At 46.3% G+C, this 25,551-nt stretch carries 24 protein-coding genes; 17 read left to right on the top strand and 7 right to left on the bottom strand.

Annotated features, from left to right (window positions below):
- The first annotated feature begins 61 nt into the window (after nt 1-61).
- From MKZ16_RS11215 to MKZ16_RS11240, 6 genes are all read left to right on the top strand, one after another.
- Entirely contained in the window at nt 62-541 is a 480-nt protein-coding gene (locus MKZ16_RS11215) for a YtxH domain-containing protein (protein WP_076107466.1), read from the top strand.
- A gap of 255 nt (nt 542-796) precedes the next feature.
- The gene (gene racE / locus MKZ16_RS11220; RefSeq protein WP_036689641.1) at nt 797-1,603 is read left to right on the top strand and encodes a glutamate racemase; all 807 of its coding nucleotides are present in this window, start codon (nt 797-799) and stop codon (nt 1,601-1,603) included.
- A gap of 306 nt (nt 1,604-1,909) precedes the next feature.
- Complete coding sequence (locus tag MKZ16_RS11225) at nt 1,910-3,118, top strand: M14 family metallopeptidase (RefSeq protein ID WP_036689219.1); 1,209 nt, start codon at nt 1,910-1,912, stop codon at nt 3,116-3,118.
- Between the two features lie 110 nt (nt 3,119-3,228).
- A complete protein-coding gene (locus MKZ16_RS11230; protein WP_036689222.1) occupies nt 3,229-3,480 on the top strand; it encodes a hypothetical protein in 252 nt (83 codons plus the stop codon).
- 126 nt (nt 3,481-3,606) lie between these two features.
- Complete coding sequence (locus MKZ16_RS11235) at nt 3,607-3,909, top strand: heme biosynthesis protein HemY (protein ID WP_036689223.1); 303 nt, start codon at nt 3,607-3,609, stop codon at nt 3,907-3,909.
- Nucleotides 3,910-3,950: 41 nt separating this feature from the next.
- Entirely contained in the window at nt 3,951-4,190 is a 240-nt protein-coding gene (locus MKZ16_RS11240; protein ID WP_036689224.1) for a DUF1450 domain-containing protein, read from the top strand.
- 625 nt (nt 4,191-4,815) lie between these two features.
- Here the strand turns inward: MKZ16_RS11240 and MKZ16_RS11245 are convergent.
- Both MKZ16_RS11245 and MKZ16_RS11250 read right to left on the bottom strand, forming a co-directional pair.
- Complete coding sequence (locus MKZ16_RS11245; protein ID WP_076107464.1) at nt 4,816-6,855, bottom strand: LTA synthase family protein; 2,040 nt, start codon at nt 6,853-6,855, stop codon at nt 4,816-4,818.
- A 209-nt stretch (nt 6,856-7,064) separates the two neighbouring features.
- On the bottom strand, nt 7,065-8,204 hold the full coding sequence (locus MKZ16_RS11250; RefSeq protein WP_036689227.1) for a class I SAM-dependent RNA methyltransferase: 1,140 nt from the start codon (nt 8,202-8,204) through the stop codon (nt 7,065-7,067).
- 202 nt (nt 8,205-8,406) lie between these two features.
- Here MKZ16_RS11250 and MKZ16_RS11255 point away from each other — a divergent pair, with 202 nt between their 5' ends.
- Entirely contained in the window at nt 8,407-9,036 is a 630-nt protein-coding gene (locus tag MKZ16_RS11255; RefSeq protein ID WP_036689230.1) for an O-methyltransferase, read from the top strand.
- Between the two features lie 4 nt (nt 9,037-9,040).
- On the opposite strand, the gene MKZ16_RS11260 is transcribed toward MKZ16_RS11255, so the two are convergent.
- Nucleotides 9,041-10,261 (bottom strand): MFS transporter, encoded by a 1,221-nt coding sequence (locus MKZ16_RS11260; RefSeq protein ID WP_036689232.1) that lies wholly within the window; start codon nt 10,259-10,261, stop codon nt 9,041-9,043.
- A gap of 231 nt (nt 10,262-10,492) precedes the next feature.
- On the opposite strand from MKZ16_RS11260, the gene hemE reads away from it, so the two are divergent.
- The 10 genes from hemE (at nt 10,493) to MKZ16_RS11310 (ending at nt 20,951) form a co-directional block, all read left to right on the top strand.
- Nucleotides 10,493-11,554 (top strand): uroporphyrinogen decarboxylase, encoded by a 1,062-nt coding sequence (gene hemE / locus MKZ16_RS11265; RefSeq protein WP_076107462.1) that lies wholly within the window; start codon nt 10,493-10,495, stop codon nt 11,552-11,554.
- Between the two features lie 54 nt (nt 11,555-11,608).
- Nucleotides 11,609-12,565 carry a ferrochelatase gene (hemH, locus tag MKZ16_RS11270; RefSeq protein WP_076296412.1) on the top strand — a complete coding sequence of 319 codons (957 nt, stop codon included), beginning with the start codon at nt 11,609-11,611 and terminating at the stop codon, nt 12,563-12,565.
- Nucleotides 12,562-13,986: a protoporphyrinogen oxidase gene (gene hemG / locus MKZ16_RS11275; protein ID WP_076107459.1), complete on the top strand. Its 1,425-nt coding sequence runs from the start codon at nt 12,562-12,564 to the stop codon at nt 13,984-13,986. The genes hemH and hemG overlap by 4 nt, the downstream gene beginning before the upstream one ends.
- A 135-nt stretch (nt 13,987-14,121) precedes the next feature.
- A complete protein-coding gene (locus MKZ16_RS11280; RefSeq protein WP_339279674.1) occupies nt 14,122-15,546 on the top strand; it encodes a CapA family protein in 1,425 nt (474 codons plus the stop codon).
- Nucleotides 15,547-15,564: 18 nt separating this feature from the next.
- Nucleotides 15,565-16,299, top strand: a complete 735-nt coding sequence (locus tag MKZ16_RS11285) for a glycerophosphodiester phosphodiesterase family protein (protein WP_244886457.1) — start codon at nt 15,565-15,567, stop codon at nt 16,297-16,299.
- A gap of 36 nt (nt 16,300-16,335) precedes the next feature.
- Nucleotides 16,336-16,959 carry a fumarylacetoacetate hydrolase family protein gene (locus MKZ16_RS11290; protein ID WP_036689251.1) on the top strand — a complete coding sequence of 208 codons (624 nt, stop codon included), beginning with the start codon at nt 16,336-16,338 and terminating at the stop codon, nt 16,957-16,959.
- 22 nt (nt 16,960-16,981) lie between these two features.
- Entirely contained in the window at nt 16,982-17,785 is an 804-nt protein-coding gene (locus MKZ16_RS11295; RefSeq protein ID WP_076107458.1) for a DUF92 domain-containing protein, read from the top strand.
- A 44-nt stretch (nt 17,786-17,829) separates the two neighbouring features.
- Nucleotides 17,830-18,399: a TetR/AcrR family transcriptional regulator gene (locus tag MKZ16_RS11300; RefSeq protein WP_076098408.1), complete on the top strand. Its 570-nt coding sequence runs from the start codon at nt 17,830-17,832 to the stop codon at nt 18,397-18,399.
- An 86-nt stretch (nt 18,400-18,485) separates the two neighbouring features.
- Nucleotides 18,486-20,423 (top strand): ABC-F family ATP-binding cassette domain-containing protein, encoded by a 1,938-nt coding sequence (locus MKZ16_RS11305; protein ID WP_076107456.1) that lies wholly within the window; start codon nt 18,486-18,488, stop codon nt 20,421-20,423.
- A 42-nt stretch (nt 20,424-20,465) separates the two neighbouring features.
- Nucleotides 20,466-20,951: a tetratricopeptide repeat protein gene (locus MKZ16_RS11310; protein WP_249267663.1), complete on the top strand. Its 486-nt coding sequence runs from the start codon at nt 20,466-20,468 to the stop codon at nt 20,949-20,951.
- A gap of 353 nt (nt 20,952-21,304) precedes the next feature.
- Here the strand turns inward: MKZ16_RS11310 and MKZ16_RS11315 are convergent, their stop codons facing one another.
- The 4 genes from MKZ16_RS11315 to pepF form a co-directional block, all read right to left on the bottom strand.
- On the bottom strand, nt 21,305-22,135 hold the full coding sequence (locus tag MKZ16_RS11315; protein WP_076107454.1) for a hypothetical protein: 831 nt from the start codon (nt 22,133-22,135) through the stop codon (nt 21,305-21,307).
- A complete protein-coding gene (locus MKZ16_RS11320) occupies nt 22,119-23,159 on the bottom strand; it encodes a M42 family metallopeptidase (RefSeq protein WP_076107549.1) in 1,041 nt (346 codons plus the stop codon). Before MKZ16_RS11320 ends, MKZ16_RS11315 begins: the two co-directional genes overlap by 17 nt.
- A 2-nt stretch (nt 23,160-23,161) precedes the next feature.
- Entirely contained in the window at nt 23,162-23,473 is a 312-nt protein-coding gene (locus tag MKZ16_RS11325) for a lipopolysaccharide assembly protein LapA domain-containing protein (protein WP_042186819.1), read from the bottom strand.
- Between the two features lie 88 nt (nt 23,474-23,561).
- Entirely contained in the window at nt 23,562-25,352 is a 1,791-nt protein-coding gene (gene pepF, locus MKZ16_RS11330) for an oligoendopeptidase F (RefSeq protein ID WP_076107453.1), read from the bottom strand.
- Between the last annotated feature and the right edge of the window lie 199 nt (nt 25,353-25,551).

A 25,551-nucleotide genomic window follows, 5' to 3' on the forward strand; every position in this document is an offset into this window, starting at 1 on the left:
GCAGATATAGGCATTAGCCCGGTAGAGCGGGGAGCAATGAATTTAAAGGAGAGATGAAACGATGAAAAAGGACACCAAAGGTTTATTATGGGGCGCTTTAGTCGGCAGTGTGGTTGGATCGGTGACAGCATTGCTGTTCGCGCCTAAACCAGGTAAAGAGCTGCGCAAGGATATTGCAGAAGGAACTACCGCTGGTATTGAAAAGGTTCAAGAACTTGCCGTTCAAGCGGGAGATAAGAGCATTGAGATTTATGACAAGGCAAAAGATTCGATTGGGCATGTAGTGCATGAAGTTCGGGAATGGAGCAAATCATGTGCGAATACTGTTGATGAAGAAGAAAAAATTACAGTAACTGTCAGCGGCATCGCTACAGAAGAAGCTGTAGAAGCAGTTGACGCTGTAGAAGCTGTTGAAGAGGCTGCTGCCACTTTGGAAGTGGAAACTGAGTTGGTTGAGGCCACTATAAGTGAAGATGTAAGTGAAGAAGCCAGCTTTGAAGAAGTCGTTCAAGATGACAAGGTTAATAAAGAAATTCTATAATGGAACCGTGGTTTAAATCCTCTGTTTCAGTGGTAAAAGAGTACTCATTCTCTTATAATAGAGCCGCTTTTTCGCATTGGGCGGAGGGTGGCTTTTTTAATTAGTTTGCACCCGCTTGTTAAATGATGGAAGAAGACTACTCTTGAACTCAGAGGGCAAAAGGAGTAATATCTGCAATTGGGGCTGAAAGCCAGGTACATTTTGTTTTCACCTTACATAAGCTACACAAAACAAGTAGAAGGAAGCGGTGTGTTCGTGCAGCAAGCTATAGCAATATTAGACTCAGGTGTGGGAGGGTTAACAGTTGTCAAAGAAGTGATGAGGCAACTCCCGCGGGAGAAGATCATTTATTTCGGAGATACTGCCCGAGCTCCGTACGGACCCCGTTCGACCGAGGAAGTACAACTGTTTACTGAACAAATTGTAGATTATTTGATCCAGTTTAATCCTAAAATGATCGTTATCGCTTGTAATACCGCAACAGCTGCGGCACTCGATTATATCTCAGCTAAGGTCTCCATCCCTGTAATTGGGGTGATTCATCCCGGAGCCCGCGCAGCAATTAGCGCAACCAAAAGCGGACATGTCGGCGTGATCGGTACGGTAGGAACCATCAACAGCGGTGCTTATACTAACGCATTAAAGCAGTTGTCCCCTTTTGTTGAGGTTGTAAGTCAAGCCTGTCCAGCGCTTGTCCCACTCGTCGAGCAAGGCAAGTTCCGCTCAGAGAAAAGTTACGATATCGTAGAAGAGGCACTAGAAGGCATTAAAGACACTAACATCGATACTTTAATTTTAGGATGCACTCATTATCCATTTCTTGTAGAACCCATTGGTGAGACTATGGGATCGGGAGTCAAGCTGATCAGTTCTGCAGATGAGACCGCTCGTGAGATCAGCACAATTTTATATGATAAAGGCAAGCTGTCCATCGGGGATGAAAGTCCAATTCACCAGTTTTTCTGCAGCGGTGATGCTGAGATGTTTCAAAGCATCGCGCGAGACTGGCTTGGAGAACAAATTAGACGCACCCCAGTAGTGTGGCAAGTATCTACGTTATAAGCAGGAGCAATGTTGAATTGAATAGGGACAAACTCCATGGGAGTGTAAAAGAAAAACAGACTGGGAAAGCACATTTCCCAGTCTGTTTTTTTGAAATATAAGCACTTATATGCTGCGGAACTGTAATATCCTTATTTTTCATGAGAAACGGTTGCCATCTATAAAGGGCGATGACGTTGTTTTTTCTTGTGATTCATTTCTCCTTCATGCCGGGTAGTGGCGCTTGCATACAATAGAGTTAAGTGCTGTATGCCGCTGTTTTTGTATTGCTGTATCAGCAATTTAAGGCCGAGAGGATGAGACCTAATGCGACAATATATTGCAAACAGGGGAGATACCGTAAGCCGAATTGCCGCTCTACATGGATTAACTCCTGAGCATGTTATTCAAGGTAATCCATGGGTTGGGAGACAATCTTATTTATACCCAGGTCAGGTTTTATTTCTGCCATCTTCGCCGCGTAAAAGGTATGCTGTGCAGGAAGGGGACACTCCAGAACGGATAACCTCATTATTTAAGGTGAATTTAGAGGATTTGGAGAAGCTTAATCCTGGTGTGACCTCAGGGCGCTGCTGTACACCTGGAAAAATACTTGTCATTCCACCCCCAATTCCAGACCGCGTGGTGTTTCTGCGCGGGGAGTACGGTCCGGCTGAGGTTGAGAGCGACATTGACAGCTTGCTTGTCCAATACCCGTTTATACAAGCAGCCACAATAGGCACGAGCGTGCTCGGCAAGCCGCTCCATGTACTCAAGATCGGGAATGGCACTCGTCATCTGCATGTTAACGCCGCTTTGCATGCCAATGAATGGCTGACTTCGCCATGCTTGATGTCCTTCATAGAGGAGTATGCAACAGCTTATGCTGAAGGCTTGGAATGGAATGGACACAGTCCTGAGGTTTGGTTCCAAAACTGGACATTATGGGTCGTGCCTATGGCTAATCCAGATGGCGTGGAGCTGGTTCAGGAAGGGGTTTTGCCAGACCATCCGTTTTATGATGACCTCATGAAATGGAATGGTGGACGAAGCAGCTTCCGGCATTGGAAAGCTAACATCCGCGGTGTGGATCTTGGGGATCAATTTCCCGCTCATTGGGAAGAGGAGCGGGAACGTCGGGGAGTAAGGCTGCCCTCACCGCGGGATTACAGCGGCCCTGAGCCGCTGAGTGAGCCAGAAGCAGCCGCTCTGGCTGCCCTGGCTGAGGCAGCGCCTGGCGAAGCTGCAGTGTCTCTGCATAGCCAAGGAGGAGAGATTTATTGGAACTACCGGGGGTATGAACCTCCCGAGAGCCGTGAATTAGCCGCGCAGCTGGCAGTTGCGAGCAGTTACCGGGCAGTGGAGCTGACTGGAAGTGATGCCGGATATAAGGATTGGTTTATTCAGACCTTCCGCAAACCTGGATTTACGGTGGAGCTGGGGATCGGCAAAAATCCGCTGCCACTAGCAGATTTTGAAGATATGGCCTTGGAAACAGGACTTATATTGGCAACGCTCCTTTCTAATGTGAAATAATTATGAAACATTTGCAGTAAACTTGCGTAAAATAAAACATGGGGTATGGCCGCTGTCGTCACTACACGTTATCCGCGGCTGTATCCTTTTTACTTGGGAGGAGGGTCACCATGAAACTGAAAAAAATACTGTCACTAAAACAATGGTCCCATATCTTCAGTAGCTCCTGGCAATACATCCGCTCCCCTAAAGTAGCAATGGGGGACAAGCTGTTATTTACAATTCCAGTACTGCTCTATTGGGTCTTGCCGGACTTCATGCCATTTATTCCGATCGATGATATTGGAGTGACCATGCTGCTAATGGGCTGGTTCGTGTCACGAATGGGGCGGAAATATCCTACACTTCAGCAGGGTGAATAGGATCGCACCACACATTTTCGACAAGAACTTCAGAGCTAATTAGCTAATATAGTTGCTTTTAGATGTCATTTACCTTTAAAATAAGTAATTGAGTATTTAATTTTCGGACTAGGAGATGGAATATAGATGAAGGTCAAAATTACCCGCAATGCGGCTAAAGTGATAAAGAAACAAATGGAGCTTGAAGGAAACAGCGAGTTGAAGCTGCGCGTAGCAATTACACATGCACACGGTGATCATGCTCACTACGGACTGGACTTGGACACGCCTAAAGAGAACGATGTTGTAGTGTCGACAGATAAGGAAATCGATGTTATTCTTGATCCGAGTCAACCACTCCTTGATGGCGTGGTCGTTGATTATTTGTATCTTCCACAAGAAGGTTTTGTCATTACGAATCCCTCTAAAGGTAATCACGGCGATCACTAAACACTCGCCTGTAAATTTCGAACACAAAGAAGGGTTGCTCCATGGCTAACGAAATACAAGTGTGCGATGAATGTAATTTCATGAAGTTGAAAAGTATTATCCCTAAGCTGCAAAAAATGGCACCTGATGCCGAGATCAAGGTCGGCTGCAAGTCGTACTGCGGTCCATGTGGCAAACGGGCTTTTGTTTATGTGAATGGTCGTTATGTGAGTGCTCCAACGGAGGATGAAGTGTTGAAGAAAGCAGAAGCTTTTATCAAACAGCCCTCCGTTCAGAAATAATACTGAGTTCTTATCAACTAAGATAATAGGGTCGATCCCTCTTCATTCTCAGAATAAGTAAAAGTAAACAGAGCAGCGATTCTCCTGTTATTTGGAGGATCGCTGCTCTGTGTTTTTTGGTCATTGGTGGCTTACTTCAATCGTGTCCATCATCCCATCATTTCTCCGTCTCCTCATCTCATCGACCCATCGTCCCATCATCTCACCATCTCACCATCTCATCATCCCACCGTCTCCTCATCTCCTCATCCCATCATCCTATCATTCCACCATCCCACCATCTCCTCATCCTACAAGGGTTACGGACTCAGATGATGTTATTTGCGTGTTTTTAGCTGTTAATGCAAGATTTCGGACCCCATGGACGCTATTCCTCAGAAAAGAGGCTCATATCGGCGTTTTTCAGGCTAATAGCTGCTCTGGAGTCCGTTAGCATTCCAAATCTCGGATATTGCTGGGTTTAAGGTCAGCTGTGTCCGTTAGTGAGATACTTCGCGTATCTAAGTCGGAAAACCCAACGTGCTTCCAACAACGATCAGGAGTGAATGTCCAACATAGAGAGGATGTCGCAGCAGCCCTTTTCGATAGTTTTGTGGACAGTCTCTTCATTTACCGGGATATAAGCTTAAGGTGCAGATTGTGTATTCTTAAGCTTTTTGATTCCATCATATTTCATGATATCGTCGGAGATCTGTAGGCGGAGCTTGCTGGTCTCATACCCGATGCTGCACTCCCCTACGTCCACGGCTTCGCGGCTTTCGAGACTATAACAGGTTCCGCTGGCAAATTGCCCATTCTCGCTGGGGAGATAAGACAGCTTTGCATCGGCATAGGCGCCGGATCGCAGCGTTACAAGACGCTCATGCCCGCTAAACAGATTATTGCCCATGAGATAATAAGGATCACGTGAGATCCCGAGCAAATGGAGCAAGGAAGGTGTAAGATCCAACTGACCAGCTGGAGCTGAATCTAGGACAGAGGCGTTAGAGCCTGGAAGATGAATGAGCAAGGGAACCTGATGCATTATTTGCTGCATATCGAGTGCGCTAAGGCTTTTGCCGAGAAATTGTTCGTAATAAGCGATCTCCTGGATCGAATTATCATGATCTCCATAGAAAGCAACAATGGTATTATCCCACAGCCCACGCTGCTTCATCTCTTTGACCATTTCCCCTAAAGCTTCATCCGTATAGTGAACAGCCTGCAAATAATCTCCGAAGATCGTGCCCTTGAACTCTCCAGTATCAAGCCCTTGTTTATCTGCAGGGAGAGAATAAGGGTGATGGCTGGATAGTGTAGTCAAAAATGAATAAAAAGGCTGCTGTATCGTTTCTGAAGTGTTCATAATATCGAGGGATTGCCGTAAAAAGGATTTGTCACCCAGAGACCAGCCTAGAGGTTCGTCTATTGTATAGTCTTTTTTGTTATAAAAATGGTCATAACCCATCGCGTTATACATAATCTGCCGATTCCAGAAGCTACCTTCGTACGCATGAAAAGCATTGGTACTGTAGCCCTTTGATTTCAAAATAGCAGGCAGCGTGTCAAACTGATGATCCGGGTAACGGACAAATACCGAGCCGGAGACCAGCGGGTACAGGGAAGCGTTGGACGTGAAATCCGCATCGGAAGTTCGGCCTTGTGAGGTCTGATGGTAGTAGTTACTGAAATAGGTGTTTTCTTTGATTAGAGCGTTCAGATTAGGCGTGATCTCCTGACCGGATATTGAGCGTCCAACTACAAAGTTCATAAAAGCTTCAGCTTGAATAACAACAATGTTGCTTCCGCTGTATTCTCCAAAGCTGTCATTATTGGCACTTTGCTCAGTGTTTTGTTCATTGAACCAGAGCTGCATCGAGGTGGCTTCTTCTTGTGAAAGCTCGGGCTGCGGACCTAGATGATCTTTAGCATATAAGTAAATATCATAACCGTGAAAACCGATTAGTCCGGTTACGTTATACATGGCGAGACTCCACCAGTTGCCAGTGAATAGATCTTTAGCCCAGGTAGTAGCGTAGGTGTGGATAGGTCCAAAGGTCAGCACGCAACCTAGCACCAGAGCAACGATCCCATTCACGCTTCTTTTTAGCGTCCTGCTTAGGCGTGAAGAGCGGCGGGAATAACCGGTTTGAGAATAAGAGTGAGATTGCCCATAACGGCGAGGGACGGCATTAGACAAGTATGTATGGGATTTGCGGCGGTATAATCCTACGCCGATTCCGTATGCAATAAGAAATAGCCAGTCAGCGAACAAATAAAGATCGGAAGGACGCAGTAGGGCGAAGATACTTCCACCAAGCGCATCCATCTGTCCAGCCTGAAACAATACGGGTACCGTGATAAAATCCTGAAAATAACGATAGTAGACGATATCCGAATAAATAAGCAGCGTCAGAAGCAAGTTTATACTTAACAACGTTATCGTCTGTCCCCGGCGGGGAAGCCACAGGGTCCAAAAAGACAATAACATGACTGAACCTACAGCGATCCATTTGTCCTGCTGGTTCATATCTATATTGGGAGCATGCAGCCCACTATGCAGAAATAATAACTTGGCCAGCATGATGCCAAGAAAAAGGAGATAACCGATATATCGGGAGCGAATCACAGAAGCTATTGTACTTGTTACGGTTGTGCTGCTCCGACTTGATGGAAAAACTGACATTTTGAAGCCTCCTAGCACAGAAAATAAATAAAACGAGAAGAAACAACGTTGTTGTCTTTTTTAGATGACAAACGTTTCTCTTAGAAATATAAGAGCGTAAAGGATGGGTGTTAAACTAAAACTGTCTTATACTCGGAGAAAAACGGACACCCTCCTCATACGATACGAGGTAGATGTCCGTTCTGCATTCAAACCAATGGTGATCCTAATTATTTCGGATTTCTAGGTGGAAGTGGACCCAAGTATTGATAATATTGACACTCGATACGTCCGTTATACAGTTTGCGGCGTTTGTCTGCCTTACGACCGTAAAATTGTTCGAATTCCTTGTAAGGGCTAATCGCAAAAAATGACCATGTTGGCAGATATATCATCATTTCACCAAACTGGCGGGTCAGCTTCTCCACTTCTTTGTCATTACTGATCCGTTCACCATATGGAGGGTTGGTGATGATACAACCATATTCTCCTTCAGGTCTTGCTTTGGCGGCAGCCATCACTTTGAAGGTGATTTCTCCGGACAGTCCAGCACTCTTGGCGGCGGCTTCAGCAATTTCAATTGCTTCTGGATCGATGTCCGTACCCGTTAATTGCAAAGGATAATCGTCGCGCACAGCATCGAAAGCTTCTTCGCGAGCCTCTTCCCAAAGATGTTTCGGAATGACTGGCCAATGTTCAGATGGAAATGAGCGGCGTAGTCCTGGTGCAATATTCCAAGCGATCATGGCGGCTTCAATTAACAGTGTTCCCGAACCACAACATGGATCGAACAGCGGCCGATGGCCATTCCAGCGGCTAAGCTGGATTAGTGCAGCAGCCATTGTTTCCTTCAGTGGAGCCTCTGTTGCATGTCTGCGGTAACCACGTTTGTGAAGTGCGGGTCCTGTGGTATCTAATGTGATCAAAGCGATGTCATTTAATAAAATCACTTCAATCACATATCGAGGACCGTTCTCCGGGAACCAGTCTGTATGATACGAAAGTTTCAGCTTCTCGACGATGGCTTTTTTGACAATCCCTTGGCAAGCGGGTACACTCGTTAGTTGTGATTTATGGGACCGTCCTTCAACCGGGAATTCTCCATTCTCTGGAATCCAGTCTTCCCAAGGCAAAGCTTTAACCCCTTCGAATAACTCGTCAAAGGTTTTAGCAGGGAATTGGCCCATTTTAACCAATACGCGGTCAGATGTACGCAGCCACAAGTTACAGCGACAGATATCGATGTAATCACCGCTGAATAATACTCGTCCGTTCTCGACCTTGGTCTCATAACCCAGTTCGTTTAATTCGCGCGCTACCACAGCTTCTAAACCCATAGGGGCAGTAGCGATTAATTGTAATTTGCTCAAATACTCTCAACTCCGTTTAACTTGTAGATAAATACAAAAAGCCAGTACAATAAGAAGAGACGACATTGTCGTCCTTTAAAGCATCCATACAAGTATAGGGGAATGTGGGACACTTCACAATGCCCGGCATTCCATAAATCATAAAATGTTCCCCGTCATCCCTTACTATGAGCAAACGGGGGATCCTCAAAGGAGAATCTTTATGCTTACGCAAGAAGAATACAGTGAACAACTTTATACAGAGGACGAAATTCTGCTTCAAGTAAAAGAAGCAATCGTCCAAGCAGGCATGCCGCCGGTGTCTGTCGAGCCGGGGTACGGAAGACTGCTCACCATGCTAGTTAGACTGTCTCGCTCTAAGCGTATTTTGGAAATTGGCGCACTTGGCGGTTACAGCGGAATTTGCTTGTCCCGCGGTTTCTCTGAAGGTGGCACACTGACTTCGCTAGAGCTGAGAGCCGACTATGCCGAGCTTGCCCGACGTAATTTAGAGCTGGCAGGCTTCGGCGATACTACGGAGTATAGAATAGGACCCGCAATGGACAGCCTGAAGGCACTGGAAGCAGAGGGCGCTAGGTTCGATTTCTTTTTCATTGACGCAGATAAGTTGAACTACACTAACTACTTGGAATATGCCATCAAGCTGGCCAATCCAGGAGCGATCATTGCGGGTGATAATATTTTTCTCCGTGGACGGACCTTAAATACAGATAGAAATGGTCCTGCCATCCTGGCTGTGCGCCACTTCAATGAGATGATCGCCACGGATGAACGTCTTATCAGCACATGTCTGCCTGCCTATGATGGACTGGCACTAGCGATGGTCAAATAGCTGATTAGCGAAATAACCGCGGTGTTGTTGCTTTGTACAGCTTCAATCGAACCCAAATCGTATTAACCAGCAGCAAGCAGCCGGATATAATGAAGAGCCCCTCAATTCCGATGTAACCTGATAGAAAGCCGCCCAAGATAGCTCCCAGCATATTGCCTAGCGCCAATGTACTGCTGTTGAAGCCGAATGCGCGGCTTTCTTTTCCGTCAGGGGTGTAGGAGCGGATAAGCGCATTAACGCTGGGCAACAGTCCACCCATGAAGACTCCCATTAGGAAACGGACTATAATCAGCTGCCAGACACTAGTTACGAATGCCTGCGGAATTAGGAATAGTGAAGCGCCAATTAACGCATAGGTCAGAATACGATGTGCGCCGACTTTGTCACTTAGCTTACCAAGCAAGGGAGAAGCCAGCATATTGGAGATCCCTGTAACGGCACTGACCATTCCGGCCAAGAAGGCTATATTCTCGGCGGGTCCATTTAATTTTTCTACATAAAGTGGCAACAAGGCCATAGGACTAATCATTGCAAATTGCAGCAGAAAGGTTACACCGAATAGAGCTGGCAGCTGAGGGATTTTGATTAATTCCTTCAAACCTGCGAGTACAGAAATCTGCGGTTCCTGTGCAGCTTCGGCGCGGTCGAATTTTTCCTTAACAAGAAATAATGCCAGGAGAGAGGCGATAAAGAGCAAGGCCCCAACGACATAAAAAATCGGCCGAAATCCGATTAAATCGGCAAGTAAGCCACCAATCAGTGGCCCTAGAATTGTTCCTGCTACAGATCCTGATTGCATTAATCCCATGGAGAAGCCCATACGTTCTTTGGGGGTAGTACCTGACACCAGTGCGATGGAGGCGGGATTGAAGCCAGAGATTGTACCGTTTAAGAGACGGAGCAGGAGCAGCTGTAAAGGGGATTGTGCGAAGCCCATTAATACCATGACAATAGCCATCCCAAAGCTGGAACGCAGCAACATGATCTTACGGCCATACTTGTCTGCAAGCTTGCCCCATAATGGCTGGAATATGAAAGAGGTTAAGAAGTTTGCGGCAAAAATAAGTCCCGCCCAGATTCCAATTTCATGTTCACCCTGGACACCAAGATCCTTCGCAAGGTACAAGGTCAGGAAGGGTGTAATCATTGTCATTCCAGCATTCACCAAAAATTGCCCGAACCAAAGCACTAAGAGGTTGACCTTCCAGGTCTCCCATTTCTTCATAGTGCTTTCACATCCTTTCAAAGAATTTCAGAGAATATATGATTCACGGAAAAAATGCCATTTTATCAGTATATCATTTTTTGCAGCTTAATGTGTGCAACACATGTCATAGTAATGTCATAGGATTGTCATTCCAAACTCTTCGTATTAGTTGTTACAAGCTTTTAAAAAGGGCATAATAGTAGATATGCCGATTAAAAAAATCTAATAAAATATAATGGAGATCTTATCATGACCTACAATGACACTTTTATCCGCGCCTGTAGAAAGCAGGACACGGAGCACGTTCCCGTATGGTACATGCGGCAGGCCGGCCGTTATGATCCCGAGTACCGTAAAATCAAGGAAAAGTATTCATTGCTTGAAATCTGCAAGCAGCCTGAGCTGGCAGCGGAAATAACCATGATGCCCGTTCGCAAGCTGGGTGTGGATGCGGCCATTTTGTATTCCGACATTATGAATCCAGTTGCTTCAATCGGAGTGAAATTCGATATCGTTAAGGATATCGGTCCAGTAATTGAGAATCCGATCCGTAGTGCAGCTGATGTGGAGAGACTAAAACCGATTGATGTAGAGGGTGATCTTAGCCACATTTTGGAAACGATTGCTATTTTGGATAAGGAACTGGACGTTCCTTTGATTACTTTTGCAGGCGCGCCGTTTACAATTGCCAGCTATTTGATCGAAGGTAGACCTTCCAAGGGGTATATCCGTACGAAAGAGCTAATGTACAGTGAACCCCGTGTCTGGGAAATGCTGATGGACAAGCTGGGCGATATGATTATCACTTACCTCCGAAGCCATGTACGGAGTGGAGGCAAAGCCTTCCAATTGTTCGACAGTTGGGTTGGTGCGCTTGCTCCACGCGATTTTGAAACGTATGTGCTGCCGACGGTTTCTCGTATTTTTTCCGAATTATCTGATCTTGATGTACCGAAAATATACTTTCCTGGTGTGAGCTCTGGAGAATTGCTGCCAAGTCTTACGAAGCTTCAAGCAGACGTAATCGGGCTGGATTGGCGTGTTAGCTTGACTGAAGGCCGACGCAGAACAGGCAATAAATTTGCGATTCAAGGAAATCTTGATCCATATTTGCTTACAGCTCCGATGGACCTCTTGAAGGAACGCGCGAAAGCACTGATCGATGAAGGTGTGCTTGAGCCAGGTTATATCTTCAATCTGGGCCATGGATTATTCCCGGAGGCTTCATTAGATAAACTTAGAGAATTGACGGAGTATATTCACACTTATTCTCAGGAAGTATTACAAAAAACGGCTAAGCAACGTTCGTAAAAATATAAGAATTTATATGTTCCACGCTATTAAATTGTAAAGGGGACGGAATCCGTGACAGTAAAAATAGGTGTTCTCGTCATGTCGTATGGCACTCCTAAGAGCCTAGAAGATGTTAAGGCTTATTACACGCATATTAGACGGGGGAATCCGCCATCAGCGGAGCAGCTTAAAGAGTTAACCGACCGTTATGAAGCAATCGTCGGGGGGGTATTCCCACTGCGGGAGAATACAGACCGGCAAGTAGAAGCTTTACAAGCAGCATTAAATGCGGATAAAGCGGGAGCAGATGTTGAATTTGTCTGCTATCAAGGCTTGAAGCATGCCAGTCCCTTTATTGAGGACGGCGTTGAGGCTATGGCGAAGGATGGCATTACTCAAGCAGTGGGTATTGTTTTGGCGCCACACTATTCCAGTATGAGTGTGGGGAGCTACATCAAGCGTGCTCAGGAAAAGGCTGATGCATGCAAGATTGACATGGGTTTTGTAGAGAGTTACCATATGCATCCTGAATTGATCGATGTGTTAAGCCAAAGAGTGTCAGCGAAGCTGGATCAATATATTGAAGCAGGCGCGACCCGTGATGAGATTCGCGTATTATTCAGCGCTCATAGTCTTCCAGAACGTATTCTGGCTATGGGTGATCCATATCGGGATCAACTGCTGGAAACTTCGCAAGCAATTGCAGCTCAGGCAGGCGTAACCAACTGGCAGTTTACTTGGCAAAGTGCTGGTCGCACAGCTGAACCGTGGCTCGGTCCGGATATTCTGGACACGCTGCAACAGCTTAGTAAAGAACAGGTGGAATACGTATTGGTGGCCCCTATCGGATTCGTATCCGATCATTTAGAGGTACTGTACGATCTCGATATAGAGGCAACAGCCGTAGCTTCGGAGCTTGATATGCGTCTTATGCGGATCGACTCACTGAATAGTGATCCCGCATATATGTCTGTATTGAGCGATGTAATTCGTAAACGACTGGAGCAGATGAAGGCCGCTCAATCATGATTGGCCCCACAAGAAAAATTGTTATCATAGGCGGAGGGCTGAGTGGACTCAGCGCCGCCTTTTATATTCGTAAATTTTATAAAGAAGCGGGTATTAAGCCTGATATAGTCTTGCTTGAGAAAGAGAAAAACCTCGGTGGAAAGATTGAAACCTTACATCGCGATGGTTTTGTGATTGAAAAGGGACCAGATTCATTTCTAGCGGAAAGGGCGGAGATGTGCGAGCTGGCTAAGGAATTGGAATTGGATCACGAGCTGGTATCCTCCAACCCTCTTGCTAAGAAGCGATATATCTTGCAGCGGGACAAGCTTAATCCTCTGCCAACCGGTCTTGTACTCGGTATCCCTACCGAACTGAAACCTTTTTTATCAAGTGGGTTAGTTTCGTTTGGGGGCAAAATACGTGCGATGATGGATTTTATTCTTCCTCCGCGGCGTAATGATGAGGACGAATCGCTTGGTGAGCTTATTGCGCGACGTCTAGGATCTGAAGTGCTGGAGAATTTAACTGAGCCGCTCCTTTCTGGCATGTACGGCGGAGATATACAAAAGATTAGCCTGCAAGCTACATTTCCGCAATTTGGAGAATTAGAGCAGCAGTATGGGAGCCTTATTCGTGGAATGCGCACAGGGCGAAAGAATAAAAAGGCACAGGAAGGTACTACACAGAGTACCTTCCTCACGTTCCGCAAAGGGCTGCAAAGTCTCGTGCATAGTCTGATTTATGAGCTGCATGATGTAGAACAACGGACGGAGTCTAACGTAGTTTCTATTCAGGCTGCTGGGAGTCCTTCTATCTATGAGGTAGAGCTGGAGAATGGCGAACGGTTGCTTGCGGATGATGTATATATCACTGCGCCTAATTTTTCGGCTGCTGACTTACTTCGTCCCCATATGGATGTTACAGCGCTGGAAGCGGTGGATTATGTTTCAGTAGCGAATCTAGTCATGGCTTTTAACAAAAAGGATATTGTTAACGAATATGATGGATCGGGTTTTTTTGTGCCTCGTAAAGAAGGGCGAAATATTACTGCCTGCACATGGACATCTACGAAATGGCCGCATACGGCTCCTGATGATAAGGTGCTTTTACGCTGTTATGTGGGTCGTTCTGATGATGAACAGAATGTTCAGCTGCCTGATGAGGCTTTGACGGAGCTTGTACTTAAAGATTTGCGAGAGATCATGGGCATTACTGCGAATCCAATATTTACGGAAATCACCCGCTTAGAGCATTCCATGCCGCAGTATCCTATAGGACATCTTGATAATATTACCGAATTCCGCAAAGAATTAGCAGCTTCGCTTCCTGGTGTGTATGTCATTGGCGCCGGATTTAATGGCATAGCAATGCCGGATTGCATCAAGCAGTCCAAGCTTATTGCGGAAAGCGTTGCTAAACAGCTAATGAATGAAATGTGAGTACGATGACTAAATAAAACAGTGAAGCGAAGCATGAGGCGCTTCACTGTTTTTCTTTAGTTAGTAAAATTTTCTATTTCTATCGACTCTCTTATTTGTAGGGTGCTGTGATAGATATGCTATAATAAAAACAATTTGAGAGTAGAGGAGATCACAGAAACCATGTATCCGCCGCGATCGCGTTCTAGACAAAAGAACAAACATAAGAGCAAACGCAAGCGCAGAACGGCCTGGGCTTGGATCAATGCAGGTCTTCTTCTGATGATTACCGTGTTATTGACTTATAGCTTTACGAATGACCCTGACAAGAAAAGCGCCTCACCGCCTCCGGTTGCAGAAGCGACAGCTACGCCTATACCGGAGAGTAGTGATCAGCCTCAGACAGCATCTCCGGTGGTTGCAGTTGCAACGCCTGAAGCTACGGAGACGCCAAGCCCTTCTCCTACGGCAACTCCAGAGCCAACGCCTACACCGCAGGAGGAGCCCGAAGAGATCATTGAAACACAAGCTCCTGAAGCGACAGCGACCCCTGCGAAGGATGAGGACAGCTCGGAAGCAGCAAATAATGATCCAGTGTCTGGTCTGCCGTCAGATGATGACGCGTCTGGTAAGACGGTGACTTTGAATTTTGGTGGAGATGTTATATTTTCCGGGAAAGCTGGAGAACTGCTGGAGAAGAAAGGTTATGATTATTCGTATGCCGCATTGGAGGGTCTGTTCAAGAAAGATGATCTTACGATCTTGAATCTGGAAACTCCAGTGACCACAGGTGGCGTAAGTGCCACTAATAAGCAATTTGTATTCAAAGGATCACCACTCGCTCTGGATGCGCTTAAGTCAGCTGGTGTGGACGCAGTAAATATGGCGAATAATCACACGCTTGATCAAGGAGAGCAAGGCTTGCGGGATACCCTTAACCACCTTGCTGAAAGAGGAATTCCTTATGTGGGTGCGGGGCTTAACAGTAAAGAAGCATATTCGGCGCAATATTTTGAACGTAAGGGCATTAAGATCGCTTTGCTGGGATTCACCCGGGTGATTCCTGCGTCGGATTGGATGGCAGGAAAAAATAAGCCGGGACTTGCCTCCGTATACGATAGTGCAGAAGGACTGAAGGCTATTGCTGCAGCCAAAAAGAAAGCCGATTTGGTGGTCGTAGTTGTCCATTGGGGTAAAGAACGGGTAGAACAATATGATAAAACGCAACAGTCGCTGGGCCATAGCTTTATCGATGCAGGAGCCGATCTTGTCATTGGCGGCCATCCACACGTGCTACAAGGCGTGGAGCCATACAAGGGCAAATGGATTGCCTACAGCACCGGGAATTTTATTTTTACGAGATCTACAGTGCCTGCCACTTGGGAAACTGCGGTTTTTCAGGCGGAATGTAGTGTAAAAGGTCAATGCTCCTTAAAGCTGAAGCCTATGAAAGCCGAGCTAGCACAGCCTGTGCCGATGAACGCAGTGGATGGACAACTTTTGTTAAAAAGAGTAGAAGCTCTATCCGCAGGACGGGTAAAGATCGGTAGCGACGGTAAAGTCACTCAAGTTACCAAATAGGGTTCCTGGGAGGTCCTTATGATGAACAATTTGTGTGTAGCCCATCGAGGGTTTTCCGGTAAAGCTCCAGAGAATACATTGGCAGCCATTCGGATGGCGATTGCCATGCCCTATGTGCACTGGATGGAAATTGATGTCCAGCTCTCCAAAGACGGCGTTCCTGTTGTCATTCATGATTATACGTTGGACCGGACGACCAATGGTCATGGCAAGGTGAAGAACATGGACTGGGAATATATCCGGCGTCTGGATGCGGGGAGCTGGAAAGGGCGTTCTTTTCAGGGCGAGCGGGTGCCTTCTTTGGAAGAGGTGCTGTCACTAGCCTCCGGAAGATTGCGTCTGAATATTGAACTGAAAACAGTGGGAGATATGTATCCTGGCATTGAGAAGACGGTGACGGATCTTATTTCTGCAAAAGGTATGCGGGACGACGTGATCTTGACCTCTTTTGATACTGGAGCATTAAAAAAAGTCAAGGAAATTGATTCCCGTTTTCGCACCGGATTGATCTTTGATTCCAGATTTGGCAATCCTGCACGCAGGCTGCATGAACTGGATTGCTCTTTACTTTCGATTAGCTTCTCGCGTCTGAATCCTAGACTGGCCAAGCTTTTGTCCGAGCGAGGGGTGGAAATTATGGCTTGGACTGTGAACAAAGCGAAAGAGATGCGTCGCTTAGCCGACATGCATTCTGATATAATGATCTGTACAAACCGCCCGGATATATGGGGCGACACCTTTCTGAAGGTATAAATAATCCAAATCGATGGGAAAGAGAGCTGACTGTTTATGTGCGCTGCTGTTAATAATCTTTATTGTGTTGGACGCAACTACAAGCTACACGCGGAGGAATTGGGTAACAATGTGCCAGTGGAGCCGCTCATTTTCATGAAGCCCTCACATGCGGCTGTTTCCCTCGATAAAGCAGTAATTAAGCTGCCAAAGGATGCGGGTCAGATTCATTATGAAGGGGAACTTGTACTGCGTATTGCACGTGATTATACACCAGGCATGAGCGTGGAGGATCTGGTAGATGTAATGGCACTGGGACTGGATTTCACGCTGCGTGATGTGCATAATGATCTGCAGAAGAAAGGTTTGCCATGGACGCCAGCTAAAGGCTTTAAAAATGCCGCACCACTCACCCCTTACATAGCGTTTCCAGATAAGGAAGAGCTGGAGGGAACTGATTTTACAGTGGTGAAAAATGGGGTGGAAGTACAACGCGGCAATGTTAAAAACATGATTTTTTCACTTCAAAAAATTGTTGATTTTATCGCCGAGCGCTACGGGTTAGGGAAAGACGATGTGATATTTACAGGTACTCCGGCAGGCGTGGGTCCTACTGTAGCTGGAGACGCTTTCGAGCTGTACTGGGGCGACAAGCTGATGGGGACTTGCCTGATCGGTTAATAGATCTGTTGGAGATGAATCTATGCAGTGGGTTATTGGCGCTTTAGGCGCTTTGATTGTTGCGGGAGCGGCATATTGGAAGCAGTCTTTAAGTCTCTCTGGCATGATTGCCGCGGTAGTGATGGGCACTATTTATTTTGGTGCCGGAAATGCTTTTTGGTTTGGGATATTGCTGATCTTCTTCATCACTTCAAGCCTGCTGTCCAAACTTCATCATGATAATAAAGCAGAATTAGAGCTGACATATGCTAAGACGGGCCGCCGCGATGCCGGGCAGGTCTTTGCTAACGGTGGACTTGGCATGGTTCTGGTTCTCCTGAATGCGATCTTCCCGCATGAGCTGTGGGGGTTTCTATTTATTGGTGTAATGGCTACAGTAACCTCGGATACATGGGCTACGGAGATCGGAACACTGAGCAAGAAACCGCCTCGTTCTGTCCTTACGGGTAAAGTTCTTCCTGCCGGAGCTTCGGGAGGCGTATCCAGCTTGGGTACGCTGGCGGCGGCGGCAGGAGGCGCACTCATCGGTGCGTCAGCTTGGCTGCTGCGAATGATATCCGGCATGCCGGATCACTCTTTCGTGCTGCTTACCCTAGCAGGACTTGCCGGAGGACTAGTCGGCGCCTTTGCCGACTCTATCCTTGGTGCAACCGTGCAGCAGATGAACCGCTGTACGGTATGCGGCCGCGAAGTGGAAGGCTCACAGCATTGTGGGGCTCCAGCTATACACGCAAGAGGCTGGAAGTGGATGAGCAATGATGCAGTCAATGCCATCAGCTCTATCCTCGGCGGTGCAGCTGCCTTACTGCTGAGCATGATCATTTAGCATTTGAATTTAAGCTTTGAACGGCACAGTTTAGGGAGGGACCGATGAGTAGCGCATCCAATCAAAAACATACTGCTATTCTGGATGCCGCATACGAGCTCTTCGGTTCAGGTGGATTTTACGAAACGAAGATGTCGGAAGTGGCGGAGCAAGCCGGAATAGCAAAGGGCACCGTTTATTTATACTTCAAGAGCAAGGAAGAATTATTCATGGCAGTGACGCGCCGCGATTGTGAGGGATTTCTCCTGCAATTACAGGAAAGGCTGAAGGCTAGTGATACTTTGGCCGGTAAACTGTCGATCATTGCTAAACATCACCTGAATTATTATTATGAACGCAAGCGGCATACGAAGCTCTTTTTCCGTGCCCCTAACAATAATCCTGAATTAGTGGCGTATATGACACAATTTATGGAGCAATACATGCAAGATGTGGTCAAGGTATTATTAGAAGGTGGAGCATCCGAGCCTGAGCTTATGGCACAGTCCTACATAGGGATGTTGGATCGTTTGAAGATGGATATCTTATTTGATCCGTCTTTTACGGAGGAGGACGCGTATAAACGCGCTGATTTCGCTGCTGGTCTTTTTATTAGAGGGGCTATGATCACCTGAATTTTGGATAGGATGATAGACCGGATAAATAGCATTGGTTAGATGCGGCCGGTTTTATGAAAATATAAGGCAAGCGAGGAAATAGCATGAATATTATGACCGTGGAACATCTTTCCAAGAGTTATGGCGAGAAAGTACTCTTTAGCGACGCTTCATTTGGTATGGACGATCGGGATAAAATTGGCTTGATCGGTGTGAATGGAACGGGTAAATCAACCTTTTTACGGATTATTGCCGGTCTGGATACTCCGGATGGTGGGCAAATTGCCATCGGGAATAATGTAAGAGTACAATATTTGGCGCAGAATCCTCCTTATGATCCTATGAATACAGTTTTGCAGCAAGTGTTCGCCGGGGATGATCCAGACCTTGCTACCATGCGTGAGTATATGGAGACTATGTCTCTACTTGAACAGCAGCCTGGTAATGCTGAACTGGAAGGAAAACTAGTAAAGATTGGGCAGGCGATCGACGCTGCGGGAACATGGCATTTGGAGAGTGAAGCCAAAAGTGTGCTTACCAAGCTAGGCATCTTAAAGTTTGATGCGCTAATGGACACACTTTCTGGTGGACAACGTAAACGTGTAGCTCTGGCAGCTGCACTGATTACCCCCTCTGAACTGCTGATTCTTGATGAGCCTACCAACCATATTGATACGGATTCCGTGGCTTGGCTAGAGCAATATTTGCAGAAACGGCGCGGCGCTCTTTTGATGGTGACGCATGATCGTTACTTCCTGGAGCGTGTGGCTAGTGTCATGCTAGAACTAGATGGTGGCCAGCTTTATCGTTATGAAGCTAACTATTCACGGTTTCTAGAGCTTAAAGCCGATCGCGAAGAACGAGAAGCCTCTGCCGAACAGAAGCGTAAGAACCTGCTGCGTACAGAGCTGGCTTGGATTCGTCGCGGTGCCAAAGCCCGTTCAACAAAACAGAAGGCAAGAATCGACCGCTTCGAAAAGCTGAAAGAGAGTACAGGAAGCAGCTCGAACGGTTCATTGGATATTTCTGTGGCTTCTACACGTTTAGGTCGCAAGATCATTGAAATTAATGACCTGTCGAAAGCGTTGGATGGTCGTCAGCTAATCAAAGATCTCAGCTATATCGCTGTACCCCAGGATAGAGTGGGCATCGTCGGCCCGAACGGCAGCGGCAAATCAACACTCTTAAATATGATTGCAGGTCAGCTGCAACCCGATAAAGGTGAAGTTCAGCTTGGCGCTACGGTTAAGCTTGGTTACTTTACACAAGAGCATCAGGATATGGATGACAGTATGCGTGCCATTGAATACGTGAAGGAAGAAGCAGAAGTGATACGGACAGCAGACGGCAGTGTGATTACGGCTGGTCAAATGCTGGAACGCTTCTTGTTCCCTCCTGCGATGCAGTGGACACCGATCTCGAAGCTGTCCGGTGGCGAAAAAAGACGCTTGTATCTGCTTCGTGTATTGATGGGAGCACCTAACGTATTGCTTTTGGATGAACCTACGAACGATTTGGATATCGGCACATTGGCTGTATTGGAAGATTATCTGGATGAATTTCCGGGTGTCGTCTTTACCGTATCCCATGACCGTTATTTCTTGGACCGTACGATAGATAAGCTGATTGCTTTTGAAAATGGCGATATCCGGATTCATGTGGGCGATTATACGGAATATGAAGAATGGCTGGCCAAAAATGTACCGCCACGCATTGGAGAATCGAACAAAGAAGATGGAAGCTCAAAGCGAAAAGAGGCCGCGGACACTGGCAGCAACCCTGCACCTACAACGGCTCCCAAAACAAAACTCAAATTCAGCTTCAAGGAACAGCGTGAATATGAGGGCATTGATGAGCAAATTGAGCTTGCAGAGCAACGTTTGACGGATATTAGTGTACAGATGGAGGCGGCTTTTGCTGACTCTGGAAGGCTGCAGGAGCTAGTAGAGGAGCAACGCCTAGCCGAAGCAGAGCTGGAGCGTCTTATGGAACGCTGGACCTATCTGAACGAGCTTGCGGAGAAAATCGCTGGTAAGGCTTAAACCAGTTGGATGGCTTTTAATGAAAATAGGGGAGGGCTCTGTGTGGAAGATAAACTTAAAGCTGCCGTAGCCCTACGCAACGCTGGTAAAGCGGAAGAAGCCAAAATGATGCTGTTTGAGCTATATGAGCAGAATGCTGGGGACGCTGAACTTCTATATCAATTGGCCTGGACGCATGATGTGCTGGGTTTGGAGCGGGCGGCAGTACCCTTTTATGAGAAAAGCTTGGCGTTAGGATTACCCTCTGAGCAGAGAGTTGGCGCTCTATTGGGACTGGGCAGCACCTACCGGACACTCGGAGAATACGAGAAGTCAAAAGGTCTTCTGATGCAGGCTGTTCAGGAGTACCCAGAGAATAAGGAATTTCCGGCGTTCCTAGCCATGACCTTGCACAATCTTGGAGAGCATAGTCAAGCGATGGAGCTGCTGCTTAAGCTGTTGGCAGAAACCTCTGCGGATGAAGGGATAAGAAGTTACAGTAAGGCCATTTCTTATTATTCAGATAAGCTGGAGCAAGTCTGGGATTGATGCTAGCTTTTATATCGCATTAATACTTACGAAGTACTATCCGGACACCACTGACCTTAAACGCAGCATTATTGCACATTTGGAATGTTTACGGACTCCGCAGTCACTATTAGCACAAAAAGCTCCTAATACGTAGCTTTTCAAGCTAATAACGTCAATGGGGTCCGAAACAGTGCCCCATAGGCTGAAAATTGGCGAATAACATCATCTGGGTCCATAAGCACTCACCGAAGGGGTTGACCCCAAAAAATTCCGGCAGTGTCTGTTGAAGAACAAGCGAACCACCAATAAACAAAAAAAGAGTAGGGTCCTCCATTAATTGGAGAATTCTACTCTTTTATTTTTCTACTCTTTTATTTCGTTCCGTCCACAGCAATCATTTGCACTACAGACCGAGAATCGCCGGGTACAATGATTTCCTTCGCATTCATCTGGGAAGAGCCATCTCCGTCCAAGAAGATACCCTCCAGACCCTTGGCAGGAACTGTCTGGAGGATCGCTGAGCGGAAATCTGCCGCTGTTGAGAGCGTTGGGGTAACAATCAGCCAGAGCTTTCCTGTGTTGTCATACACCATGCCTGAACGCAGGCGTTTCTCATCATCGTAAGGAAGATGCTCTTCAGCTACTGCCGCTTCCCATAAGTCTTCGTGTCCCAGATTCATACTAATGCCACCTTGCGCAAAATAATGCTGGCGATCAGTAATCTTCAATTCTTCTCCAGAAGAGACAACCTGTACGGAGAAGCTACGGGTGGCACCATCCCAGACAAGAGTTCCACGTGCGTATTTAGCATTGAACCAGCCAGACCCATAACCCTTCTGGGCCCCGTTGACTGGAGTATCATTCATGATAGCCATGGATAAAAGCGCATCTTGATAGAAAAAACCACCGTTAATCCCATATGCATTAACTTGCCGTAAAGGGACACCCGCGGCCCTGAGCTTAATATCTTCAGGTGAAAGTGACATCATATAGAGCTGCACATTATCTGCACTCACTGTTTCCAAAAAGCTATAGGCGTGAGGAAGACCTTTAAAGGGATCTTCCTTGTGATTTCTAAATACCAGAAACAACGATAGCGCTAACCCCGCTATCAATAACACCAGAAGTGAGACGATAAGTCCCTGTCTGCGTCCCCAGAGCTGTTTCGACTTGCCAGAGCTAACCTCAGTTTGTCCCCACATAAGCAGCGAGAAGCTTAGCAGTGTTCACTACAGCTTGCTTATGCGTACGTTCCATGGAGTGGGAGGCATGTACACCTGGGCCAATCAATGCTGCACGGATATTGTTTCCGCCTCTGAGCGCTGCGGAAGCATCGGAGCCGTACATAGGATAAATATCAACGGCATAAGGAATTGCGAGTGCCTCTGCCAGTTCAATCAAACGGCCTGTCATAACATAATCGTAAGGGCCGGAAGAGTCTTTTGCACAGATGGATACATCGGTTTCTTTACAGCTGAGATCATCACCCATGGCGCCCATATCGACGGCAATCATTTCATTGATTTCACCAGGAATCCAAGCTGTACCATGTCCCACTTCCTCGTAGTTAGAGATGAGGAAAGAAAGGTTGTAGAGAGGTTTCCAGCCTTCACGTTTAATACTTTCCAGTAATCCAAGAAGGGCAGCCACGCTTGCCTTGTCGTCTAAATGACGGGATTTAATGTAGCCGCTAGGCGTAATCACTGCACGTGCATCGAAAGAAATGAAATCTCCGACGGAAATGCCAAGCTTGAGTACGTCTTCTTTAGAAGATACCAGCTCATCAATACGTACTTCCATGTTCTCCTCTGATCGTTTGAAGTCACGAGCGTCTGGATATACGTGAACAGATGGATGGCTGGTTAAGATGGTTCCTGTATAAGTTTTGCCGCTGCGGGTATGGATCGTGCAATATTCATTCTCAATGCTGTGCATGGCGAAGCCGCCTACTGAGGTCAGTCGCAGTGTACCGTTAGCTTTAATCGAGCGGACCATGGCACCAAGTGTATCCACGTGAGCGCTGATGCCAATAGTACGAGAGGGATCTAGGCCCGGGACGTTAAGAATTACGCCGCCTTTTTCATTCCAGCTTAAAGGTATGTTCAGCGCAGCTGCTTCTTCAGCAACTAGTGTCATTACCTGTGCAGTGAAACCGCTTGGGCTGGGGGTATCGAGTAATTTTTTTAGGATGGAAAGTATGTAGTCTTCATTAGGTTGAATGGTAATCATTAGTTAAGCCCTCCTGTTAAGCCATCATTGTCTGTGTTAAAAGAATCCAGTGAAGTGTCGGCATCACGAAGCTTGGTAAGCTCAGCATTTAAGCTTTTAATTTGCTTTTGTAGTTTGTATTGACGAAAAATGCCGTAAGAGCCCACGATGATTCCGCCAATTAACGCGCAGCCAAGAATAACGAGTATAAGTGGTATATTAACCACATCAAAACCGAAATTGACTTGAACGGGATCAACGTTGATGACTGCGAATATGGCGGTTAGCAGCGCGAAGATTAGACCCGCAATTAGTGACCATTGAATTCTCATTGAATTCTTCCTCCTCAGGGGGATATAACAATATAAAATCCCCTGCCCAGATAGGGCAAGGGATTAATGTAATACTAAGCTCTCTGCCTTATTTGGTCAACTGTTCCATTTGCGCGATAACACTTTCGAACACACTCATCGCTTCGCGAATCGGCTCAGGAGACGACATGTCAACGCCTGCTTTTGACAAAATATTGATGGAGTAATCACTGCAACCGCTCTTCAGGAAGCCGAGGTAACGATCTACCGCCGGTTTACCTTCTTCAAGGATTTGTTTGGCAAAGCTAGTCGCTGCCGAGAAGCCTGTTGCATATTTGTAAACATAGAAGCTGTTATAGAAATGCGGAATTCGTGCCCATTCCATCTCGATATCCTGATCTACAACCATTTCTTTGCCGTAGTATTTGACATTCAGGTCGTAGTAGATACTCGAAAGATCTTGTGGGGTAAGCGAATCGCCCTCTTCAACACGCTGATGAATGATCTTTTCGAATTCTGCGAACATCGTTTGCCGGAAAATCGTTGTCCGGAACTGATCGGCATAGTAGGTGAGCAGATACATTTTTTCCTTAGGATCTGTAGACTTTTTGAGTAGATAATCCATAAGCAAAGCTTCATTGGTAGTCGAGGCAACCTCTGCAAGGAAAATGGTATACTGTGCATCCCGATAGTTCAGAGCGTTGTCTGAAAAATAAGAGTGTAGAGCATGACCCATCTCATGTGCCAGAGTAAACATACTGTTCAGATTATCGTTATGGTTCAGCAGGACGTATGGGTGTGTGCCATAAGGGCCCCAGCTGTAAGCTCCAGAGCGTTTATTCTCGTTCTCATAGACATCAATCCAGCCATTGTCGTAGCCTTTTTGCAGCACATTCAGATAATCTTCACCCAGCGGTTTGAGGCCTTCTTTGGTAATTTTCTTCGCTTCTTCGTACGTGATATCCAGCTTATATTCATCTACTAGTGGTGCAAATAGGTCATACATATGTAACTCATCCACACCAAGCAGCTTTTGACGCAACTTCATGTAACGGTGCATTAAAGGAAGACTCTCATGAATCGTATCAATCAGGTTGGTGTATACCTCTTTTGGAATGTTATCACCGTAAAGAGACATTTCCATTACAGATGGATACTTGCGGACGTGTGAGAAAAAGACGTTTTTGTTCACATTGGCGCTAAGCGTTGCTGCGATGGTGTTTTTTTGCTTACGATAGGTGTCATAGACTGCTTTAAAAGCATTTCGGCGAACCTCGCGATCGGAGCTTTCCAAGAACTTGATATAGTTGCCGTGAGTCAGCTCGACCTCTTTGCCATCTTCATCTTTAATCTTAGGGAATTTCAGATCTGCGTTGTTCAGCATACTAAAAATGTTCTGAGGCGCTTGTGCTAGGTTTCCAACTTGGGCAAGCAGAGCTTCCTCAGCCTTGGACAATACATGCGCTTTCTCACGTTTCATCTCTTTTAAAGTGAAGGTGTAAGCGGACAGTTCAGGATCAGCAATAAATTGATCCAGCTTCTCAATAGGCAGTGCCAAGATTTCTGGGGTTACAAAAGAAAAGGCTTCGCCTGCTTCGATCCCAAGCTTCTTCGCTTTGGAGGACAAAGCTTGATATTCAGGATTAGCAGTGTCTTCATCCTGACGCATATGAGCATAGACAAAGAGTCGCTCAGTGGAGACGGACAGCTTGTCATCCAGCTCAAAACATTGTTTCACAGCTTCTGCGGAATCAAGTTTACCTTGGAAATCAGCAGCTTTTTTGATCAGTGATTTAGCTTCAGCATATTCTGCATCCCAATCCTTCTGAGAGGCAAATATATCTTCAAGCTTCCAACGATTCTCAGCAGGTACTTCACTTCTCTTCAATAATTGTTCCATAGAAACCCTCCTAGAATGATGAGATGTAGTAGGCATAATCTCCCTCGGCAATACTGTGGATGATATTTCACCCGGTAGCAAGCTGAGCACAAGTAGAAGAGGGATGGACTTGAGTGTAATAGGCATGACGTCCTCCTCTTTGAAAAGTAGAGTCAGCTTATTATGTCCTGCTAAGTCCTGATTATTAATATTTAGTCTT

The organism is Paenibacillus sp. FSL R5-0928 (assembly GCF_037970385.1).
GTDB classification, from domain to species: domain Bacteria; phylum Bacillota; class Bacilli; order Paenibacillales; family Paenibacillaceae; genus Paenibacillus_AQ; species Paenibacillus_AQ odorifer.

Coding starts and splice junctions, on each gene's coding strand:
- MKZ16_RS11215 (WP_076107466.1), top strand. CDS start 62: ATGAAAAAGGACACCAAAGGTTTATTATGGGGCGCTTTAGTCGGCAGT.
- MKZ16_RS11225 (WP_036689219.1), top strand. CDS start 1,910: ATGCGACAATATATTGCAAACAGGGGAGATACCGTAAGCCGAATTGCC.
- MKZ16_RS11230 (WP_036689222.1), top strand. CDS start 3,229: ATGAAACTGAAAAAAATACTGTCACTAAAACAATGGTCCCATATCTTC.
- MKZ16_RS11235 (WP_036689223.1), top strand. CDS start 3,607: ATGAAGGTCAAAATTACCCGCAATGCGGCTAAAGTGATAAAGAAACAA.
- MKZ16_RS11240 (WP_036689224.1), top strand. CDS start 3,951: ATGGCTAACGAAATACAAGTGTGCGATGAATGTAATTTCATGAAGTTG.
- MKZ16_RS11245 (WP_076107464.1), bottom strand. CDS start 6,855: ATGTCAGTTTTTCCATCAAGTCGGAGCAGCACAACCGTAACAAGTACA.
- MKZ16_RS11255 (WP_036689230.1), top strand. CDS start 8,407: ATGCTTACGCAAGAAGAATACAGTGAACAACTTTATACAGAGGACGAA.
- MKZ16_RS11260 (WP_036689232.1), bottom strand. CDS start 10,261: ATGAAGAAATGGGAGACCTGGAAGGTCAACCTCTTAGTGCTTTGGTTC.
- hemE (WP_076107462.1), top strand. CDS start 10,493: ATGACCTACAATGACACTTTTATCCGCGCCTGTAGAAAGCAGGACACG.
- hemG (WP_076107459.1), top strand. CDS start 12,562: ATGATTGGCCCCACAAGAAAAATTGTTATCATAGGCGGAGGGCTGAGT.
- MKZ16_RS11285 (WP_244886457.1), top strand. CDS start 15,565: ATGATGAACAATTTGTGTGTAGCCCATCGAGGGTTTTCCGGTAAAGCT.
- MKZ16_RS11290 (WP_036689251.1), top strand. CDS start 16,336: ATGTGCGCTGCTGTTAATAATCTTTATTGTGTTGGACGCAACTACAAG.
- MKZ16_RS11295 (WP_076107458.1), top strand. CDS start 16,982: ATGCAGTGGGTTATTGGCGCTTTAGGCGCTTTGATTGTTGCGGGAGCG.
- MKZ16_RS11300 (WP_076098408.1), top strand. CDS start 17,830: ATGAGTAGCGCATCCAATCAAAAACATACTGCTATTCTGGATGCCGCA.
- MKZ16_RS11305 (WP_076107456.1), top strand. CDS start 18,486: ATGAATATTATGACCGTGGAACATCTTTCCAAGAGTTATGGCGAGAAA.
- MKZ16_RS11315 (WP_076107454.1), bottom strand. CDS start 22,135: ATGTGGGGACAAACTGAGGTTAGCTCTGGCAAGTCGAAACAGCTCTGG.
- MKZ16_RS11325 (WP_042186819.1), bottom strand. CDS start 23,473: ATGAGAATTCAATGGTCACTAATTGCGGGTCTAATCTTCGCGCTGCTA.
- pepF (WP_076107453.1), bottom strand. CDS start 25,352: ATGGAACAATTATTGAAGAGAAGTGAAGTACCTGCTGAGAATCGTTGG.